14 protein-coding genes and 1 other RNA gene are annotated in these 20,820 nt (G+C 69.9%); 2 read left to right on the plus strand and 13 right to left on the minus strand.

Features of this window, described 5'->3' with window-relative positions; all coding sequences use genetic code 11:
- Positions 1-2: 2 nt before the first annotated feature.
- From ABD810_RS28720 to ABD810_RS28745, 6 genes are all read right to left on the minus strand, one after another.
- Positions 3-4,160, minus strand: a complete 4,158-nt coding sequence (locus ABD810_RS28720; RefSeq protein ID WP_344947223.1) for an alpha-(1->3)-arabinofuranosyltransferase domain-containing protein — start codon at positions 4,158-4,160, stop codon at positions 3-5.
- A gap of 17 nt (positions 4,161-4,177) precedes the next feature.
- On the minus strand, positions 4,178-5,485 hold the full coding sequence (locus tag ABD810_RS28725) for a glycosyltransferase family 4 protein (protein WP_344947226.1): 1,308 nt from the start codon (positions 5,483-5,485) through the stop codon (positions 4,178-4,180).
- A gap of 184 nt (positions 5,486-5,669) precedes the next feature.
- Complete coding sequence (locus ABD810_RS28730) at positions 5,670-5,801, minus strand: hypothetical protein (protein ID WP_344947229.1); 132 nt, start codon at positions 5,799-5,801, stop codon at positions 5,670-5,672.
- Positions 5,802-5,940: 139 nt separating this feature from the next.
- Complete coding sequence (locus ABD810_RS28735; RefSeq protein WP_344947232.1) at positions 5,941-7,563, minus strand: MmpA family trehalose lipid delivery protein; 1,623 nt, start codon at positions 7,561-7,563, stop codon at positions 5,941-5,943.
- Positions 7,564-7,611: 48 nt separating this feature from the next.
- Complete coding sequence (locus ABD810_RS28740) at positions 7,612-9,810, minus strand: acyl-CoA dehydrogenase family protein (RefSeq protein WP_344947235.1); 2,199 nt, start codon at positions 9,808-9,810, stop codon at positions 7,612-7,614.
- A gap of 147 nt (positions 9,811-9,957) precedes the next feature.
- On the minus strand, positions 9,958-11,121 hold the full coding sequence (locus ABD810_RS28745) for a hypothetical protein (RefSeq protein ID WP_344947238.1): 1,164 nt from the start codon (positions 11,119-11,121) through the stop codon (positions 9,958-9,960).
- Between the two features lie 310 nt (positions 11,122-11,431).
- Here ABD810_RS28745 and ABD810_RS28750 point away from each other — a divergent pair, with 310 nt between their 5' ends.
- Complete coding sequence (locus ABD810_RS28750) at positions 11,432-12,532, plus strand: S1C family serine protease (protein WP_344947241.1); 1,101 nt, start codon at positions 11,432-11,434, stop codon at positions 12,530-12,532.
- Between the two features lie 79 nt (positions 12,533-12,611).
- On the opposite strand, the gene ABD810_RS28755 is transcribed toward ABD810_RS28750, so the two are convergent.
- The 7 genes from ABD810_RS28755 to prfB all read right to left on the minus strand — a co-directional run bounded on the left by ABD810_RS28755 (position 12,612) and on the right by prfB (position 19,684).
- Positions 12,612-12,947 (minus strand): hypothetical protein, encoded by a 336-nt coding sequence (locus ABD810_RS28755; RefSeq protein WP_344947244.1) that lies wholly within the window; start codon positions 12,945-12,947, stop codon positions 12,612-12,614.
- Between the two features lie 372 nt (positions 12,948-13,319).
- Positions 13,320-13,697, minus strand: a transfer-messenger RNA (tmRNA) gene (gene ssrA / locus ABD810_RS28760).
- Between the two features lie 353 nt (positions 13,698-14,050).
- Positions 14,051-15,943, minus strand: coding sequence for a penicillin-binding transpeptidase domain-containing protein (locus tag ABD810_RS28765; RefSeq protein ID WP_344947247.1), 1,893 nt, complete (start codon positions 15,941-15,943; stop codon positions 14,051-14,053).
- A gap of 25 nt (positions 15,944-15,968) precedes the next feature.
- On the minus strand, positions 15,969-16,436 hold the full coding sequence (smpB, locus tag ABD810_RS28770) for an SsrA-binding protein SmpB (protein WP_344947250.1): 468 nt from the start codon (positions 16,434-16,436) through the stop codon (positions 15,969-15,971).
- Positions 16,437-16,459: 23 nt separating this feature from the next.
- Entirely contained in the window at positions 16,460-17,368 is a 909-nt protein-coding gene (gene ftsX, locus ABD810_RS28775) for a permease-like cell division protein FtsX (RefSeq protein ID WP_344947253.1), read from the minus strand.
- 34 nt (positions 17,369-17,402) lie between these two features.
- A complete protein-coding gene (gene ftsE, locus ABD810_RS28780) occupies positions 17,403-18,092 on the minus strand; it encodes a cell division ATP-binding protein FtsE (RefSeq protein WP_114029179.1) in 690 nt (229 codons plus the stop codon).
- Positions 18,093-18,565: 473 nt separating this feature from the next.
- Positions 18,566-19,684 (minus strand): peptide chain release factor 2, encoded by a 1,119-nt coding sequence (gene prfB, locus ABD810_RS28785; protein WP_344947259.1) that lies wholly within the window; start codon positions 19,682-19,684, stop codon positions 18,566-18,568.
- A gap of 83 nt (positions 19,685-19,767) precedes the next feature.
- On the opposite strand from prfB, the gene ABD810_RS28790 reads away from it, so the two are divergent.
- The gene (locus ABD810_RS28790) at positions 19,768-20,817 is read left to right on the plus strand and encodes a DUF8094 domain-containing protein (RefSeq protein ID WP_344947262.1); all 1,050 of its coding nucleotides are present in this window, start codon (positions 19,768-19,770) and stop codon (positions 20,815-20,817) included.
- Positions 20,818-20,820 lie beyond the last annotated feature (3 nt).

The following is a 20,820-nucleotide window of genomic DNA, read 5'->3' on the forward strand; positions in this document are numbered from 1 at the left end:
CGTCACGCGCCCACCTCGCTCAGCGTGGGTTCATGGGGCCGCTTGACGGCGGTCCGCGGGGTCGGGAGACGCTGGGCATCGGGTACGGCGACCAGCAGCCGGGCGACCACCACGAGGCAGCAGATCTGGGGCACCGGGCCGGTGAGCTGCTCGATCTGGAACGCGGTTCCCAGCGCGGCGCACAGCCCCGCAAGCACGAGCGCCGACGCGGGCACCCAGGGAGACAGGGCCACCCTGGCCACGCGCCGGGACCGGCTGCCGCCGGCGTGCTGGGCGGCGAGCACGCGGGGAAGCCACACCCCCACCAGACCCAGCGCCGACAGCAGCACGGCCCCGGCCGGCCCGCCGATCCACAGCCCGATCAGCGGCGCGGCGAGCAGGACCCAGCGGGCCCTGAGCCCTCCGGGGCCCACCGCCGGCGGGCGGCGCCCGGCTCTGCCACGTATCAGCGCCGCCACGGCGACGGCCAGGATGAGGGCGAGCCCGACCAGCAGGGCCGTCCGGTAGGGCGCGTCGGGCTCGTAGCGGAGCGTCACGCTCCCGCCTCCGGCGGGCACGACCCACGCCTGCCGCCAGCCGTCCAGGCGCGCCGGCGCCAGCTCGGCTCCCTTCAGGTAGGCGTGCCAGCCGGAGTTGTAGTTCTCGTTGACGACCAGGTAGGAGCGCTCACCCGGCGAGACGGTGAGCTTCCGCTCCTCCGCGCCCCAGGCGTCGACCCTGGCCGGCCGCACCTTGGTGGTGCCGTCGTCGGCGGCGGACTCCCCTCGCAGCACGACCGACCTGACGCGGAAGGCGTCGTTGAAGCCCGAGCTCACCCAGGTCATCCCCGGGATGAGCCGCACCGGCGAGCACCCGGCGTAGGTGAGCGGGCGGCCGCTGAGCACGTCGTTGAGCGTCCCGCCGACGATGCGGGTCGGCACGGTGTTCCCGTCGACCTCCAGTGTCGGCCCGTAACCGCAGGGCAGCCGCAGCGGGAAGCCGCCGAGCTGACCGAGCGACCGTACGCCCGGGATGGTGATCTCGGTGACCTCGATGGACCTGGAGGCAGGCGCGGTGAACTCGATGCTGAACCGCCGTGCCGTGATCGCCGGGAACGCCACGCGCCCGTCGCCGCCCACCCACGCCTGGACCGTGCGCGCGCCCGTGCGGATCGTGATCTTCACCGGCGGCTTGCCGAGGAACGAGTCGGGGAACAGCACCTTGATCTGCTTGAACCGCACGTTCCTGCCGAGGTCTATCGACAGCGTGGGGCGCCGGTCGAACGGCTGGGCGTACCACAGCGTCCGCACGTCACCGTCCATGGCCGACCGCCCGAGTACGGCCGGATAGTCGGTGATGGTGGAGGACGCGGTCACGTGGGGGTAGGCGTGCGGCAGCGTGGTGAGCAGGTCGGCCGACCGCGGATCGGTGAGCACCGCCGTGCCGCTCAGCGTGCGCGTCTGGTTGGTGTTGACCGCGAACAGCCGCTCGAAGCTGTAGCCGTCCTCACCGAGGATCTCCAGCCGGCGCGAGCAGGTCCAGGCGGACGAGCCACGCATGCAGGCCGGCGCCTTCCCCTGCGAGGTGAGCAGCACGGTGCCCGCGTCGGCGCGCCCCTCGGGCAGGCCGGGGGCGGCGATGGCCCGGGCGGGCTGAACGCCCGGGACGGCGACCTCGGTGATGCCCACGCGGCTGCCGAACGCGTTCTCCGGCTGGTAGGCCAGCTTGGTGATCTTGATGCGCAGCCACGTGGTGTCCCCCGACGGCGGGGTGAACAGCTGCGGATCGGTGGTCTGCCGTACGGGCACGCGCCGGGTTCCCGTCGCGGTCGAAAGCTCCACCTCGGCGACGGGCGGGCCGATCGGGCCCTGCTCGAAGGCGAGGGTGATGTCCTTCATCGGGATCGGCTCGACGAAGCGCGCCTCCAGCCACTCGCCGAGCGCGCCGTTCCACCCGTCCGACCGCCAGCCGGTGCGCGCGTCGCCGTCGAACGCCGCGTACGGCAGCCGTCCCGGGTCGCGCTCCCCCGACGCGGCGGTGGTGTCCGCGTCCGAGGAGGACGCCCGGACGTCGGTGATGCCCAGGTAGCGCGCGGAGGCGGTGGCGGAGGCCCAGGCCGGGTCGAGCAGGTCCGTGGTCTGGTCCAGTCTCCCGTTCTCGGACAGGGTGGGGCCGGTGCTGCGGCGGACGTCGCCGAAGACCATCTGCCGCCGCCGCAGCGTGTCGGTGACCACCGTCCTCTTGACGGGCACCGACGAGGCTCCGGGCTCGTCCCCGACCAGGACCGGCGCGTCGTCGTCGAGCACCCCCTGCTCGGCCATGGCCAGCACGCCTTCGGGGGCGCCCGCCATCCGGAGCGTGGCGTCGGCGGGAACGGTCCCTACGATCGGCGCGGGATCGGGCACCGCGTAGACCTCGAGGGCCGGGTAGGCCTGGTCGAACCAGTTCGAGGCCGTCGTGTTGGAGATCTGCCCGACCAGGGGGCCGAACTGCGCCACCCGTAGGAGCCCCTCGGAGTCCTCCAGGGTCTGGTGGACGCGGGCCGGCCAGGCCGAGCCGATGGTGTCCCGGGCCAGGTCGTTGCGGACGAGCAGGTACTTCACCCCGATGCGGCGCAGGGCGAGGGTGAGCCCCTTCGATCCCTCGCCGTTGGAGAAGCGTTCGTCCACCGCCTGCAGCAGGCGCGCCAGCCCTGCCGAGCCCCACGGCACGTTGGAGTGCGTGGCCCAGCGGACGGTCAGCAGCGACTGCATGGGCTCGTCCAGCGGCCGTCCCCACAGGTACTCGCCACGTTTGGAGCCGGGAACCGCGAGCACCATCCCCTGACCGGTGTTGCCGTTCAGCCAGGTGGCGGCGTCGCGCCAGTAGGAGGGCAGGTCGGTGAACGCGCCCGCCGGGGTGATCCCGGAGGTGGCGACGGGCAGCACGGCGAGCCCGGCCAGCCCGGCGCTCGCGGCCGCCAGCCGCAGCCGGGCCCCTTGCGGGCGCCACGCCGGGAGGGCGGCCAGGCCGAGCGCGAGCGGAAGCCGCAGCAGGGCGTCGAACTTGTGGAGGTTGCGGAAGGGGGCGAGCGGGCCGTCGAGCAGGCCCTTGACCTGCTCGGTCCAGGGGAACGTGAGCGCGCCCGCGTGCCCCGCGGTGACGATCACCACTCCGGCGAGCACGGACAGCACCAGGAACGTCCGCTCGGGCGTGGAGCGGCGGATCAGCCCCGCGAGGCCGAGGGCGGCGATCGCGGCGGTGACGAGGATCAGCCACGGCCGGGTCGCCTGGTCGTAGGCGGCGGGCAGCCACGGCCTGCCGTCGACGGGGAGGAAGGAGATCCAGCTGGAGGTGCCCCTCAGCGTGTTGAGCAGAGACGTCACGCCCGTGGTCGCGTTCGCCGTCTCGATGAAGGGCAGGAAGGAGAAGATGTAGCGGCCGAGCAGCACCAGCGGGACCAGCCACCACATCGAGACGGCCGCGACGCAGACGAGCCACCAGATCAGCAGCCGCCGTTTGCGCGGACCGTTCCGGCGGGTGAGCAGGTACAGCAGCGGCACGACGAGGACGGCGAGTTCGGCGGCGGCGTTGATGCCCCCGGCGAACAGGAACGCCAGGGCCGACAGCGCGGCGGCGCGGCGGGGGCTGATGCTCTCCTGGGTGCCGCGCACGAGCGGCAGCAGGATCCAGGGCAGCACCGCGCTGGGCTGGAACTCCGAGGAGTTGACGCCGATGAGCGCGAGCGCGTGCGGCGCCAGGGCGTAGACGAGGCCGCCCAGGATCCTGGTGTTCGGGGTGCCGATCCCCAGCGCACGCGCGATCCGCTCGGTGCCGAGGAAGGCCGCGCACAGCACCAGGGTCATCCACAGCCGCTGGATGTTCCACGGCGGCATGTCGAGCCAGTTGAACAGCGCGTAGAAGGGGCCCATCGGGAACAGGTAGCCGTACGCCTGGTTCTGGAGGTGGCCGAAGAAGGCGTCGTCCCACAGGTGCGCGGCCCGTTCGAGGAAACCGATCGGGTTGACCGCCATGTCCAGCTTTGTCTCGGCGATCACCTCACCGGGCGAGGTGTTGAAGGCGATCGCTCCAAGGAGCAGGCAGCTCGCCAGCAGGCGGAGCCGCCGGCGCAACCGGGATCCCGGGGCATCGGACCCGGCGTGGCCGACCTGCAGGCGGCGGAACCAGGCATCAACGGTCAAGACGCGCTCTTGGAGGCTCAGGGAATATGGCTCTCACCTGTGACAAGACGGAGGCTCAGGGAACTGGGGTGTCCCTTTTGCTGGAGTTCGGCCGCAATGAGTCCGGTCATCCTAGCGCCCGTCCTGCCCCACGAGAACTCCGCCGCCCAGCTCCGGCACGCCTTCTGGATCTCGGTGCGCCGGGCCGGGTCTTCCAGTTCCTTCAGCGCCCGGCCGACCACGTCGGCCAGCGACTCGCCGTCCTGGACGAGCCAGCCGGTGACCCCGTGCTGTACCGAGTCACGCAGGCCCGCGACGTCGTAGGCGACCGTCGGCACCCCGAGGGCGGCGGCCTCGATGACCGTGAGCCCCCACCCCTCGAACTCCGAGGCCGTGACGTTGAGCCGCGCGGCGCCGAGCACCGCGTTCTTCTCGGGCTCGGACAGGAAGCCGTGCAGGTGGACCTTGCCGGTCACCCCGAGCGCCACGGCCCGGCGTTCCAGCGGCTCGTACTCGGGGCCGCGCCCGACGACGTGGATGGTGAGCCCCGGCCAGGTCTCCCCCAGCTCCGACACCAGTTCCACGACGCGCTCGACGCGCTTGTGGCCGACCAGCCGTCCCACGTAGGCGATGACCGGGTTCCCTGCGACCTCGCGACCGCCGACGTGGGTGGCCACCGGACGTGCGACCGGGCTGCCGTTGGGGATGACCTCGATGGGCGCGAGCCAGCCCAGCCGTTCGCGCAGCTCGGCACGCGAGGATTCCGACACGGTCACGGTGGTCCGGTGGCGGTAGAGCAACCGGGCGACCGGCCCTTCGACGAAGCAGCCGATCCGGGCGAGCCAGCGCGGGAAGAACGCGTAGAACTGCCGGTCGTGCACGTGGTGGACCAGGGAGATGACCGTCGTGCGCCTGCCGGTGACCAGGGGGGCGAAGAAGGGGATGCCGTTCATGCAGTCGATGACGACGTCGAAGCGGCGGCGCCGTAGCAGGATCCACAGGGGGACGAGCAGGTAGACCAGGTATCTGTTGCCCATGCGCCGCAGCTCGATGCCCTCGCGCCGCTCCCTGGCGGGCTGTCCCGGCTCGCGGCTGGTGAGGAAGTGCACCGAGGCGCCCTGGCCGGCCATGTAACGGCCCACCTGCCAGGCGTACTCCTCCGCTCCTCCGGCGACCGACTGCAACGGCTCCCTGAAGTTGAGCAGCGCCACCCGGACGTCCGGCAGGAGCCGATCAGGAACGCGCTCCGTCTCGACCGTGAGCCGGGGCGGGCCGTCAGGCCTGGGCCGAAGGGGCGGCACGTCCTCGGGATCGTGCGGCACCCGGCCCACCTGCTGTGCGACCACGACCACTCCTTCTTCTCTCGAGCCCCCCTGGCTACGCGCTACCACCCGCGTTTCCTGGCATGGTTTCGAGCATGGGCACGGTGTCGAGCGTTATATGCGGGCATGGCGAAGCCACCTCTCCTGCTCAGTGGAGGTGGGACCGGACGGGCTCACCCTTCGCGGTGTGAGGCCCGCCCGTTGAAGATCACCTGTTGCCGTAGTTGTACAGCGGCTTGTTGGGTGGCTGAGGGCTGGGGGCGACAACGTTGACGACGCCGACTGACGCGCCGATCGCCAGAACCACCCCAACGACGAGCGCGGCGAGCACTCGCACCATTGGGCTTCTCCCTCCAAGTACGGACGCTGTGGGCTTACCGAGAGTAGAACGTGATACAGGTCCTAAGCCAGAAGCTTGGTCAAAACGTGATAAATGGACTTACCGTCCAGTATGGACGGCTTGCGGGGCTTTGACTAGGTCACAACCGCAGCAAGAGCACCTCATTGCCCACGAAGGCGGGGACGGCGCCGGGCAGCCGAGAACGGAACCTGTTCTCGTTGCGTCCAGTGATGAGCACGTAGCGTATTCCCGCCGCACGTAACACCTGGGTCAGCGGGCCGTTGCGCGCGGTGATCACCATCCCGATCCGCCGGCCCAGGAAGTCCTCCCCGCGCAGCCGGAGGCTCCCCCGCCTCCCCAGCCCGACCACGAGCGCGTCGTTCCAGATCACCCGCCGCGCGAACGACTTGGTCGCCGGGTCGAGGATCACCCGGCCACCGTTCCAGGCGAACGCGCGGTGCGCTCCCCACGGCAGGGAGATCAGCGCCCCGGGGCGGGGGTCACGGTTGACGATCGCCTGTACCCGCCGCCATTCGTCCGGATACTCCACCGCCGCCAGCCGCCCTGACGCGCCCCACGCGAAGGCGGGCAGCACGAGCAGGGGAACGAGCACGGCGACGACACCGGGCACGACCACCGCCGCTCTGCCGCCCCGTGGGCTCGGGCGGGAGCACCGGCCGGCGAACACACCGAACCCGATGGCCTGCACCAGGACCAGCGGAGCGACGTACAACTGCCCGTCGCGCAACGGCCCGAAGCCCGGCCAGAAGCCGATCATCGCCTTGAGCACGCCCGGCGCGTAGGCGCCGGTCGACGCGATCGCCAGACCCACGGCGGCCGCGATCAGCAGGCCCCGCCAGAACGGCGTCCCCACGCCGCCGTCATCCGTGGTCTCGCCTGCCCTGTCCCGGGTCCAGGGCAGCCGTACGAACGTGACGACCGCCACCGCGGCGAGGAGCAGGCGCGCCGTGGCGAGCGGCCAAGCGGCCTGGCCGGGGACCTCGGCCTCGGCGTTCCAGATCCCGCCGAGGCTCACCAGGCTGCCCAGCGTGCCGAACGGCCCGTCCGCCCTGGCCGCGAAGGCGTCCACGCCCGCGGGATCGGTCGCGGCCTGGCTGAGCAGCGCAGGAACCGCCCAGGGCAGGCTCAGTGTCCCGAGCACGGCCAGCGCCTCCAGCACTCCGCGCAGCCGTCGGGAGGGCCGCGTGGCGGCCACGGGGAGCACGGCCAGCGCGGAGACGAGCATGGCCTGGAACCCCCCCACGGCCGCCGGGACGAGCGCCAGGGCGAGCCGCCAGGGCCCTCCTCGCGCCGCCGCGCGCACCGCCCACGGCAGGCCGGCGAAGCCGAGAAGCAGCGCCCACTGCCCCAGCAGCAGCCGCTGCGCCAGGTAGGCGTTCCACGCGTAGAACACCGCCGCCGCCAGCCGGGGAACCAGGCGGTCCCCCGGCACCAGCGCCGCCGCACCGCACCCGGCGAGCACGAAGATCCCGATCAGGATCAGTTTCTGCAGGGCCAGGGCCGGCATGACATGCGCGAGCAGCGCGACCACCAGATCGCTCGGCACCGCGCGAGGAAAGCCGCCCACCGGCCACGTCACCGGAGGGTCGGGCACGAACACCATGTCGTACCGCAGCACGAATCCGGGCCCGAGCGCGGGGCCGAGGGCCAGCGCGCCCACGACCAGCCCCGCCGGCGCGGGTGCCCACCGTGCCCACTGGTGAACGCGCATGGCCTCGCCCCACCCCCGGTCGGCCGACACCGTGATTTCCGCAAAGCTACCGGAACAGGGCGGATGGTGGTTATTCGGCTATTTGCCGGGTTCCGGGTCGCGAGGAAGGCCGAGCATGCGCTCCCCGATGATGTTGAGCTGGACCTCCGTCGTCCCGCCGTAGATCGTCATCGCCCGGGTGGCGAGGACCGCACGGTTCCAGTAGCCGGCGTCGCCCAGCTTCATGTCGGCGGCCACCGTCGCCGACGCGCCGAGCAGGCTCACCGCGCACTCGGACACGTGCTGCGCGTGTGAGGTGGACAGGAGCTTGCGCACCGAGGCGTCGGCGCCGGGCTCGGAACCGGCGAGCTGCTTCAGCGTGACCCGCAGGCTCAGCGCGTTGATCGAGTGGCCCTCGCAGACCACGTGGGCCAGTTCGAGCCGCTCGGCCGCGGTCAGCTCGCGGCCGAGGCGGGACACCAGGCCGAGCAGGTCGGAGACCGACGACCCCGTGCCACCGGATCCGGACGACAGGGACACGCGCTCGTTGGACAGGGTGTTGCGCGCGACCCGCCAGCCCTCGTTGATCTCGCCCACCACCAGGTCGTCCGGGACGAACGCGTCGTCGAAGAAGACCTCGTTGAACAGGTTCTCACCGGTCATCTCGGTGAGCGGCCGCACGGTGACCCCAGGGGCCTTCATGTCCACGATGAAGTAGGTGATGCCGTCGTGCTTGGGCTTGGAGGTATCCGTGCGGGCGATGCAGATGCCCCACTCGGCGACGTGCGCGACGGAGGTCCAGATCTTCTGCCCGTTGAGCTTCCAGCCGCCCTCGACCTTCTCGGCCTTCATCTGCAGCGACGCGAGATCGGAACCCGCCCCGGGCTCGCTGAAGAGCTGGCACCAGATCATCTCCCCGGCGAGGGTGGCGGGCAGGAACCGCTCCTGCTGCTCGACCGTGCCGTACGCCGCGATGGACGGCACGACCCAGGCGCCGATGATCATCTGCGGCAGCCGCACGCGCGCGGCCTTCAGCTCCTGGTAGATGAGCACCTGCTCAAGCGGTGAGGCGCCGCGGCCCCACGGCGAGGGCAGATGGGGCATCACGAAACCCTTGCCGGCGAGTGCCCGCTTCTGCTCCTTGCCCTCCAGCTTGGCGATCTCGGCGATCTCCTCGCGGAGCGAGGAGCGCAGCGCCTCGGCGTCCTCGGGAAGGTCGAGCTCCATCTCGCGGGCGACTCCGGCGAGGGCGTGCGAGGCCACCGACTCGGCCCACTCGGAGGAGGCGCCGAGCAGCGCGCGAAGGGTCAGCGCGCGGCGGAAGTAGAGGTGCGCGTCGTGCTCGAAGGTGTAGCCGATGCCCCCGAAGATCTGGATGGCGTCCTTGGCACACTGCACGGCGGCGTCGGGGGCCATGACCCCGGCGATCGCGGCGGCGTAGCGAAGCTCGTCGCCGGTGGCGCGGGTGGCGTCCCAGACGGTGGCGCGGGCCTGCTCCAGCGCGACCAGCATGCGGGCGGCCTTGTGCTTGATGCCCTGGAACTGGCCGATCGGGCGGCCGAACTGCACGCGTACCTTGGCGTACTCGGCGGCGGCGCGCACGCACCACGAGGCGACGCCGGCCGCCTCCGCGCCGAGCAGGATCGCGGCGAGATCGCGGACGTCGGTGCTCTTGAGCCCGTCGAGTACCCGCTCCCCGGGCACCGCGACCGCGTCGGCCTCGACCCTGGCCACGCCCCTGGTGAGGTCCAGGCTCTTGAGCGGGGTGACCGTCACGCTGTCGCCGGACAGGACGACCCATTCCTCGCCGCCGCCGACGCTCACCGGGAGCACGAGCACGTCGGCCAGGGCGGCGCCGAGCACCGGCTCGGCCGTGCCGCTGACGGTCAGGACGCCGTCGTCCCCGCGCGTGCCGGTGAGCGTGCCGGCGAGCGCCACGGCACCGGTCAGCGTCCCCTCGGCGAGGCCGGGCAGGAGGTCGGCACGGGCCTTGCCGTCGGAGGCGAGGATCGCGGCGGAGGCGAGCACGGTGGGCACGTACGGGCCGGGCGCGGCACGCTCGCCGAGCGCCTCCACGGCGACGGCCGTCTCCAGAAGCCCAAAGCCGCTACCGCCGTACTCCTCGGGAAGGTGCAGGCCGAGGAGTCCCTGGTCGGCGAGGCCGGCCCAGAAGCCGGGCCGCTCCTCGGCCTGCGCCCCGACGGCCGATCGGATCACCTCGGCGGGAATGTTGCGCTCCGCCCAGCCGCCAACGGACTCGTGGAGCGCCTCGTGCTCCTCGCTCAACCCGATCGCCATAACACCCTCCGTGCGGTTCGACCTCATGACGTACAGAACCATATTCTAGAAGATGCTTCCAACGCGAGCCAAGGCCGGGGCGGACCGGCTTGCTCTCCAAGCTATCCATCGCGCCCGGCGAGCGTGCCGGAACCGCGGTGGGGGGCGCTAGATCGCGCGGGCGGTCCAGAACAGCATGTTCAGGTCGCGGTAGAGGGCCTTGCGGGTGTCGGGGACGTTGGCGAACAGCATCGCGGGCTTCTTCCTGGCCGTGGAGATGACCATGACGTAGGCCTGCGAGCTGTGCTTCTTACCGCCCTGGACGTAGCTCACCTTGTAGCCGAGCAGCCACCCGGGGTTGTACCGCGCCTGCTGCGACACGGTCCAGGTGAACTTCGCCCCGGCGGGCTGGTAGCGCAGCGTCCACTTCGCCGCCTTGGCCGCCAGCTTGCGGAAGTCCGCGAACGTCGCCGGGGTGCTCCGCACGGCCACGGGCACCGGCGCCGACCCGATCAACGCCTGCGACTGCTTGGACGGACCGGCCTTCTGCGCGAACGCGAACGGATCGCGTGACGTCTTGACCCAGGGAGCGCCGTACTGGGCGTAGCTGATGCCGGAGGTGCGGTCGACCGTGTAGGCGGCGATCGGAGTGCCCGTGCCAGGGAACACCGTCATGGCCCTGGCCGCGGGGACCGGGGGGACGGCGATCGGGGTCGGCTTGGGAGCCGCGCTGGTCGCGGCGGGTCCGCCCGCCTGCACCGGGTCCACGCGTACGGGCTCACTGGGTGCGTCGCCGCCGAACAGCATGAAGATCAGCACCACGACGATGCCTGTGACGATGGCCGCGCCGATGCCGTACACCGCTCTTATGGGGATGTCCCCGACGCGCATGACCGCCGACGCCAGCCAGCGCGACCGCCCACTCCGGGGGGCGGGGGCGGGGGAGGCCGGGGAGCGCGACGACCAATCGCCGCGAGCGACGGGCCGGTCCGGGTGGAGGAACGGTCCAGCCGGCCTTCGGACATTGGCCGTCACTTCGACGTCTTCGATCTCCGGCGGCGCCGTGCCGTCCGCGGCGGCCCTGGCGTGGGCGGTGGCCGCCGAGGAGTCGGAGGCGACGCCCGAAGCGCCGAAAGGCGCGTAGGTGTCGGCATCCGGGGACGAGGTCCGCGCGCCCTTGGCCGCTCGCGCGGCCTGCCCCTTCGATGCCTGACCCTTCGATGCCTGGCCCTTCGATGCCTGGCCCTTGGATGCCTGGCCCTTCGCCGCTCGCTCCTTGGCCGCCTCCGCCTTCGCGGCCTCGGCCATCGCCAGGGCCTGCTCAGGGCTCACCCGGGGCATCGGGGTCGTCGGCGCTTCGTAGGAAGGAACATACGTCGGAGGCCGCCCCGACCCAGGGCGGCTGGGGGAGTTTCCAGCGCCGTCCGCCATGTCGGCAGACTACGTCACAATTCGTGATCCATGCGGCCCGGTAACCGTCATTTCACCGGCCATCAGCCCGTTTTCGCAGGTGAGAAGCCTGAGGCCCGCTCGAAGAAATCACCTTCCCCATGGAGTGAGCCCACCGGTCGCCGGTTCACAGGACCGGCGTCTCGGTGACGGTGAGTGAGTATCTTCCGCGTGGTCGGGAATCACCTTGTCCATGGGAACGACACCAGGTAATCGACTGACCGGACATTTCAACCGGCACGTCATCGCCGCGGGGGCGGTCGGGGTCCTGGTGATGTTCAGCGGCTGCGGCCTCAGCGGATCACCCGCTTCGACGAGCACGGCCTCCCGGCATGCCGACACGACCTCACCGGGCAACACGTTGATCGCCGAGGAGCAGGCGTACGAGCGGGTCATCGCGCAGGTCCTGCCGTCGATCGTGCAGATCACCACATCGGGAGGGCTGGGCTCGGGCGTCGTGTACGACACGGACGGTCATATCGTGACAAATGCCCATGTAGTGGGCAAGTCCACGAGTTTCGAGGTCACCCTCGCCACCGGCGGCAAACCCCGCAAGGCCAAGCTCGTCGCGTCGTATCCCCTGGGCGACCTCGCCATCATCCGCGTCAGCGACCGGTCAGGGCTGACCCCCGCCACCTTCGGCGACTCCAGCAAGCTCAAGGTGGGCCAGATCGTGCTCGCCATGGGCAATCCGCTCGGCCTGTCCGGCAGCGTGACCAACGGCATCGTCTCCGCGCTCGGCCGCACGGTCACCGAACCCCAGGGCGAGGGATCGCCCGGCGCCACGATCACCAACGCCATCCAGACCTCGGCCGCGATCAACCCGGGAAACAGCGGTGGGGCGCTCACCAACCTCTCCGGCGAGGTCATCGGCGTGCCGACGCTGGCCGCGATAAATCCCGACCTGGGCGGGGGCGCGGCTCCGGGCATCGGCTTCGCCATCCCGAGTGCCACCGCCAAGGACGTCGCCGACCAGATCATCAAGAACGGCAAGGTCGTCAACACCCGTCGCGCCGCCCTGGGCGTTCGCGTCAACACCGTCGTCGGATCCGACGGGCAGCCGGTCGGCGTCGGCGTCGCCATGGTCGACCCCGGCAGCGGTGCCGCCAGGGCCGGCATCAAGCCCGGCGACATCATCCTGAGCGTCAACGGAAAGCCGACCCCCACGGCCGCGGCGCTCTCGGAGGTCCTCGCCGGCCTCAGACCTGGCACCCAGGCGAAGGTGGAGCTTCTCCACCCCAACGGCAAGACCAGCACCGTCACCGTGACCCTGGGCACCCTCTCGGGCAGCTAGACCGGCGATCAGACCCCGCACCGCAGAGATCCGAGGCGATCAACCGGATCATGGACTTCACCCCTCCCGAGCAGGTCCCTCAGGACTTGGACCGCCATCTCCCGAGCAGGAAGGCGATCGTGGCCACCGCGAGCACCAGCCACAACACGGCCGCGACCTGGATGTCGGCCGCGCCGGCGAGGGCGAAGAAGCCGCCCATGCCCAGTCCGCTCACCATGGCCGCCGTCGAGGGCGAGATCTTCACGCCGGTACGGCCTGGTGGGCGCGTGGCGAGCTTGGCGTCGATCCGCTCGTCGATGGTGTTGCCGATGCGGTCGACGAGGGCGTCGGCGAGCGCTTCCTCGTAGTCCCCGCCGAGCTCCCGTCGGGCGGCGAGCGTGGCGGCGACATCGTCTCGCTGGATGGATTGGGCCATGGGCGGATTGTCGCGATTGACCAGCCATTTCCCTACAACTCTGACAAAACCCCAGGCAATACGGCGTGTCGCCACCCGCCGCCATGGCACCCCGGCTCCTGCTTACGCTGACCCCTGCCCGCGCGCGGCGCCCGATGCCCGGCGACACCCCAGCGCCCGCCGCACCCGCCACCTGGTAGGCCAGCCGGATGCCGTTCACCGACGCGGTGCGCAGATCGCTCATGCGCCCAACCTAGGCGGCTCCGAACCACCCGAAGACGCGGTTCACGACGGGTGAAACCCGATCTTCGCCCAGAAAAAGATCAAGGGCGGCCGGGCGGCGATGTCGCCGACCGACCGCCCTTGGGCGATCTGTCCCGCGTACGGGACGGGTGGTGGAGGTGGCGGGAATCGAACCCGCGTCCTTCAACACCACGACAGGGCTTCTCCGGGTGCAGCCTGCTGAGATTTTCTCAGCCCCGGTGATCACGCAGGCGAGTCACCGACGGGCTCAGTCACTGTTTGGTTTCCCTATCGGCCCCGTGACCGGGTCGATCGGTTTAGCCTCCTAGCGATGCCAGGTCCGGGCCGGAGGCGGTCCCGGGCTGACAAGGGCTTGGTCCTCGCTCAGGCGGCGAGGGCCATGTGGCCCTGAGTGCGCGTGTTATTGGCACTTATTGTTTTGCGGTCACAGGATTAACGAGGTTATGTCCGCAGTCCTCGACCCGCTTCCCCTGGCGCGACATGTCGAAGTCGAAACCAGTCACCCCCTGTGGAGTTGTCAACACGGTCTCGCGAAAGACCGAGCATCCTGAAGATACTCTAGTCAACACCCCCGGCGCCAACTTGATTCCCCCGGGCATCCCCTGGGCGCGGGCCTCGACGTCCACGCGGCACCGCCCCCGGCTCGCCCCGCGGACGCCGAAACCCCCGGAGACGTGGCACATCGCGCACGCCCCCGGGGGCCGACCGGCAGGGTCGAGCCGGTCCGGACGGCAGGGCTTCCCCCGAGATGAAGCCCTGGTCTCATCACGGCGACTGAGCCCGCAACCCCCAAGCGGCACCCAGTCATCCATAAAGACGCAGGACGAACGTCCAATGGTTGCTCGCCCCTGAAACTATTTTCAGGCCGCGGTGCGGGCACTGCGGAAGAACTGGCCCGCGATCTGCGCGGAGGCCGCCGGGTCGTTCGTCTCGGTCAGCACGGCCACCGCCAGGTCGCCCTGCCACCCGACGAACCACGAAAGGCTCCTCGCCCGCTTCTTGTCGGTGTAGGTGATCGCGGAGGAGATGCCGTACACCTTGTCACCCGGCGCGTTGGCGGTGGCGGCCGTGCCGGAGGTGACCCCTGCCCGCATGAGCGTCCGCAGCTTGGCCACGGTGCCGGAGTCGAGCTGCACCGGCCGCGGAGGGGGCACCGGCGCGACGTCGGACGTGAGGTCGGGCGCGGCGGGCGCGGTGACCAGGGTGGGCGGCCGCCAGGTGCCGGAGGCGACGGCGCCCGCCACCAGGGCCATCGACAGAGGACTGACCCGCACGGTCTGACCAGCGATGATCTTCGCCTTGGCGGCGTCGCTCGTCGGCTCGGGGACGGTGCCGCTGAAGGACCGCAGGGGCAGGCTCCAGTCTCCGCCGATGCCGAAGCGGGTGGCCGACTGCGTCAGCGCGTTCGCGCCCACCCGCCGGGCCAGCGACGCCAGCGCGGTGACGCATCCATGGGCGAAGCCCGCGGTGACGCTGGGCGCCGTGCCCACAGGGCTCGCCGTCTGCTGGAAGCGCGCGCCTCCGACCGTGCGGTCGGCGGGGCAGGGCACCTTCTGCTTGAGGTCGACTCCCCCAGGCCCGAGGATGCCCTCGGCCGCGACGATCGAGAAGGCGGTGCCCGGGGGGAAGCGGCCGGCCAGAGCTTCCCGCTCCTGGTGCATCTCGTGGGACCCGACGGCCCGGATCTCGGAGGTCTGCGTGTCGACCGCGACCAGGACCGCGGGAACAGTGCCGCTGACGGCCAGATCGGCGGACCGCTGCACGCCCTTGTCGATGGTGGTCTCCACCGGCGTCGTATTGGTGCGGCCCGGCCACTTGGCCAGCTCGGCCACCCTCTCGCTGGTCTTCAGGTCGTAGGTGATGACCTTGGTGCCGGTGGACCCGGTGAGCTGGTCCTGGTAGGCCTTCTGCAGGCCGCCCTGGCCGACGGTGTCACCGGCCCGCTGCGGGCCGCCGAGCTGCTGCTCGGTCTCGGGGGTGATCGCGCCCACCTTGCCGATGATGTCGACCGGCTGCGCGGGCGCGACCGGCTGCGACTTCTTCTCGATCTTCAGATCGGGGCCGATCTCGTCGAGCCGGTCGAGCAGCTGGGCGTACTTCCTGGCGTTGAACGTCACCAGCGGCACGAAGTCCTGGGGCGGCGCCGACCGGATGCGGCTGAGCAACCGGTCCTGGGCGAAGCCGGTGAGCTGGTACAGCCGCTCGCACAGCCCGACCGGATCCTTCACCCTGGCGGGATAGACACCCGCGAGGTACAGCGTCTCCTCGGTCTGGAGCGCGTCGCCGTTGCGGTCCTCGATGGGCTGGCGCCCCTCGGGCGAGACCTCCACCGCGAAGCGCTGGCCCTCGCGCAGCTGCGGGTGGATGACGCTGGGCGACCAGCGGACCTTCCACGTGCCGTCGACCAGGTGGAGCGGGAGATCGTTGTCGTACTGCCAGATGGGGTTGTTGTCCCCGAGGTCGACCTCGACGCGGAACTTCGCGTCGGCGGCGTCGCCGGTGGTCCGCAGGCCCTTGAGCGCGAAGCGGATCGACGCGGCGTCGAGCTGCAGGCCGGCGTCCTCCAGGGCCCGCCGCACGACCTTGGGATCGCCGTCGGTGCGCCCGGCGGCGGCGGAGTAGTCGCCGGTCTGCCACCCGACCAGGAACTCGCTGACGGCCTCATGCGGCGAGGGCTCGGAGAAGCACGCCGACAGCAGGGGAACGACCGCGGCCAGCGACAGGCCGGCCGACACCACCCTTTTGACACGCACGGCTAGCGCCACGGCTGATCGGGCCTCATCGATTCCGGTGACGAAGGGCGCGGGCCATCTCCCGGGTGGCCTGCTTCTCGGCGAGATCATGCCGCTTGTCCCAGGTCTTCTTGCCCCTGGCCACACCGATCTCGACCTTGGCCTTGCCGTCCTTGAAGTACAGGGAGAGGGGGACCAGGGTCAGGCCCGACTCCTTGGTCTTGTTGATGATCTTCCCGATCTCCTTGCGGTGGAGCAGGAGCTTGCGGGGGCGCAGCGCGGCGTGGTTGGTCCACGTGCCCATGTGGTACTGCGGGATGTGGATGTTCATCAGCCACACCTCGTCATCTCTCACCTGGGCGAACCCGTCCGTCAGGCTCGCCCGGCCGGCACGGAGGGATTTCACCTCCGTGCCCATCAGGACGAGCCCCGCCTCGTAGGTGTCCTCGATCTGATAGTCGTGCCGGGCACGCTTGTTCTGGGCGATGAGCTTGCGCCCGGTCTCACGTGGCATGACTGCGAGCCTACCGGGGTGTGTCACACCCTCAGGTATCGCCGGAGGGTGACGAAGGAGGCGAGGATACAGATCAGCACGCCGACCACGGTGGTGAGCGTGATCACCTGGGCCACCTCGCTCCAGCCGAGCTGCGTGGACAGCACGAAGTAACTCTGCATGCCGTCGAACAGCACGATCTTGGCGAACATGAGCAGGACCGCCGAGATGACACCGCCGACCAGGCCGGCGATGGTGCCTTCCATGACGAACGGTAACTGGATGTAGAGGTTCGAGGCGCCGACCAGGCGCATGATGCCGGTCTCCCGCCTTCGGTTGTACGCCGACAGCCGCACCGTGTTACCGATCAGCAAGATCGCGGCGAACACCTGGATGAGCGCGACGATCAACGCGGCCCAGCGCAGCTTGCTCATCAGCCCGAAGAACTTGTCGAGCAGTTGCTGGTCGTTCACGACGTTGGACACGCCCGGCGCCCCGCTGAGGCGGTCGAAGACGGCCTTGTAGTCGTTCGGATCCTTGAGCTTCACCCGGAAGGACTCGGGCATGTCCTCGACCTTGACGGCGGTGAGGAACACGCTGTTGCTGCTGTAGGCGGCCTTGAAGTTCTCGTAGGCCTTCTCCTGGCCCTCGAAGAAGACCGTGTCGACCTGTCCCATGGACTCGATCTGCGACTTCAACGCCGCCTTCTCCTGCTCGCTCACCGCGCCGCGGCCCTTGCAGGCCTGGAACGGGTCGTTCTTCTTACACAGGAAGGCCGACAACTGGACCTTGTCGGACCAGTAGGTGCTCATGTTGCCGACCTGTGCGTTGATCATGAGCCCAATGCCGAGCAGCGCCATGCCGATGGCCACGGTCACGATGACCGCGATGGTCATCGTGAGGTTGCGGCGAAGGCCGATCCAGACCTCAGAGAAGATGAAGTTTGCCCGCATGCTTTGGGTGTCCTCTGTTGCTCTCTCTTGGTGATCAGTACGCCTGACCGTAGACGCCGCGCGACTGATCTCGGACGATCTTGCCGTCCTCCAGCTCGACCACACGTTTGCGCATGGAGTCGACAATGGCGGCGTCATGGGTGGCCATGACGACGGTGGTGCCCGTCCGGTTGATGCGATCGAGCACCTTCATGATCCCGATGCTGGTCGCGGGGTCGATGTTGCCCGTGGGCTCGTCCGCGAGAAGGATCATCGGGCGGTTCACGAATGCGCGGGCCATGGCGACCCGCTGTTGCTCACCTCCGGACAGCTCGTCGGGCATGCGGTGGGCCTTGCCTTCGAGGCCGACCAGCTCGACGACCTCGGGGACCACCTTGCGGATGAACCGCCTTGGCTTGCCGATGACCTCCAGCGCGAACGCCACGTTCTCGTAGACGTTCTTGTTGGGCAGCAGCCGGAAGTCCTGGAACACGCAGCCGATGCGGCGGCGCAGATGCGGCACCTTGAAGTTCGACAGGCGCGCCAGATCCTTGCCGGCGACATGTATCGCGCCCGAGTTGGGGCGCTCCTCCTTCAGGACCAGGCGGAGAAAGGTCGACTTCCCCGACCCCGAAGGACCGACCAGGAACACGAACTCACCCTTGTCGACGTCGACACTGACGTGGTCGAGGGCGGGCCGGTTCTGGTTAACGTAGACCTTGGTGACATTATCGAAATGGATCACAGGCGCATCACGGCATGCCAGTCTAGGGGTTAGGACGGTTGCGGAAGTGGCCGAGTGAGCCACATCGCATTGCTCGCCGGCCGGGGGGCGCCGCTCTTTACCAATGATCGACGTTCCGGTTGGCCGAGGCTCAGTCTAGGGGTAACACTGGCATGGAACGTCCATAACGGAAACAAAACGATTCCACACTCGCTAACAGGCTGGTAAAGCGACCTTCGTGGAGAGGGAGATATCCCGTGAGCTGCGAACATCTCATCTGTGCCCAGTGCGCCGGCCCGGTGGTGGAAGGTCGGTGCCCCGCATGCAGGGCCAGCAGGGACAGGGTGCATCACCATGGGTTCGGGGGGCTTTCGCCCACGGTCATCGCGATCGTGCTGATTGTCCTGCTTGCGGGCACGCTTGCACTCAGGCACCTGTACGGCACCTGACCGGACGTCTGTGCGGATCCCGATGCGTCGGGGTCCGTACGGGGGCTAGTCCGCCGTGCCCGACTCCTGGCGGCGCGTCCAGCGGATCTCGCCCTCGATGAACTCGTCCAGCTCACCGTCGAGCACCGCGCTGGGGTTCCCCGCCTCGACCGACGTGCGCAGGTCCTTCACGATCTGGTAGGGGTGCAGGACGTAGTTGCGTATCTGAGTGCCCCAGGACGTGGTCGACTCGCCACGCAGCTCGGACATCTTTTCCGCCTCTTCCTGACGCTTGCGCTCGAGCAGCTTGGCCTGCAGGACCGTCATCGCGGAGGCGCGGTTCTGGAGCTGGGAGCGCTCGTTCTGACAGGAGACGACGATGCCGGTGGGCAGGTGGGTGATGCGCACGGCGGAGTCGGTGGTGTTGACGCCCTGGCCGCCGGGACCCGACGACCGGTAGACGTCGATGCGGAGGTCGTCCTCGTTGATATCGATGTGGTCGGTCTTCTCCACGACCGGCACCACGTCGACGCCGGCGAAGGAGGTCTGACGGCGGCCCTGGTTGTCGAAGGGGCTGATGCGGACCAGCCTGTGGGTGCCGTGCTCCCCTCTCAGAGTGCCGTAGGCATAGGGCGCCTTCACCACGAAGGTGGCCGACTTGATGCCGGCCTCTTCGGCGTAGGAGGTGTCGTACACCTCGGTGGAATGGCCCTTGCGCTCGGCCCAGCGGAGGTACATGCGCAGCAGCATCTGCGCCCAGTCGGCCGCGTCGACGCCACCGGCCTGGGAGTTGATGGTGATGAGCGCCTCTCGGGCGTCGTACGGCCCCGACAGCAGCGTGCGCACCTCGAGGGCGTTGACGTCGGCGCGGAGGGAGGCGAGCTCCCGCCCGGCCTCCTCGCGCGTCTCGGCGTCGTCCTCGGCCTCGGCAAGCTCGTACAGGATGACGATGTCGTCCAGCCGGCGCGTGAGGCTCTCGACGCGGTTGAGCTCACCCTGCATGTGGGACAGCTTGCTGGTGATCTTCTGCGCCTGATCGGGGTCGTTCCACAGATCGGGCGCGGCAGCCTGCTCCTCCAACTCGGCGATCTGCTTTCGCATGACGTCGAGGTCCAGCACGTCCTGAATGCCCCTCAGCGTGCCGGTAAGCTCGTTGATCTCTTCTGCGGGATCGATGGCTGCCACATCTGCCAAGGGTACGCGACGCCGACGCCACCTCGCGCGTGGCTAGCATGGCCTTCTGCGGGGGACTCATCGGGGAGGCGAGCGTGACCAGGACCATGCGTGTCGCCCTGGCCTCGTTGCTGCCGGTCATCCTGGCGGCGTCCGCCTGCTCGCCGGCCGCCCAGGCGCCGCGCACCGCGGCGACCAGCCCCGCCGCCGCCACCGGTTCGCCCACACCCACGCCGTCCCCCTCCGCCACGGTGGAGAGCCCAGCGGTCACCCTGGAGGAGGCGGCAAAGATCGTGCGCGCCATCCTCCAGACCGACGACGTGGTCAGGGACCAGGGCGTCGAGTCCTACGCCCTGACCCAGACGCGCGACGCGCAGGCCGAGATCACCGCGACCGCCTTCCAGTCGGCCGAGAAACCCTCCCGCTACACCTGGGGCGAGCCGACGCTTCTGGTGCCCCGGATGGAGCAGGACCGCTTCCCCTACTGGTTCGCCGCGGTCGTCGAACGGCGGGACGCGAGGGGTGACAGCCGCACCGCCGTGCTGTCGTTCATGAAGCAGTACGAGTACTCCCGCTGGCAACTCGGCTTCACTTCCCTGCTCTACCCGGGCACCAGCCTGCCCGCGGTCACCCTCGATCCACAGGGGTACGCCACCGCGCTGGCCACCCGCGACGACTCGACCGCGATCAGCCCGCACCTGATGGCGCCGCTGCACGCCACGATCGCCGAGGAGGGGCCGAAGGGGTTCGCCGCGAGCCTGATCGCGGCCGGACCCCAGACCACCGGCTACTTCACCGAGGTGCAGCGGGTCCGGCCCGACTACAAGCGGCGCGGGTTCCTGTACGACTCGCTCTTCGCCGCCACCGCCTTCCCGATCTACGCCCTGCGCACGACCGACGGCGGCGCCGTCGTCCTGTACTCGCTGAGGCGCACCACGTTGCGGGAGGCCAAGGCCAAGCAGGCCACGGGGCTGGTGCCCGTGCCCAAGAACGTGCGGTGGGCCGTCAACGGCGTCGTGGTCCCGCGGATGCTGCGTCTGGTCGAGACGCAGCAGTACGTCGGCCACGTGCCGCGCAAGGGTGCCGCCGAACCCGCCACGATCATCGGGTTCGACGGCATCACCACCGGCGTCAGCTTCAAGTGACGC

Source organism: Sphaerisporangium flaviroseum, from assembly GCF_039537005.1.
Classification (GTDB): domain Bacteria; phylum Actinomycetota; class Actinomycetes; order Streptosporangiales; family Streptosporangiaceae; genus Sphaerisporangium; species Sphaerisporangium flaviroseum.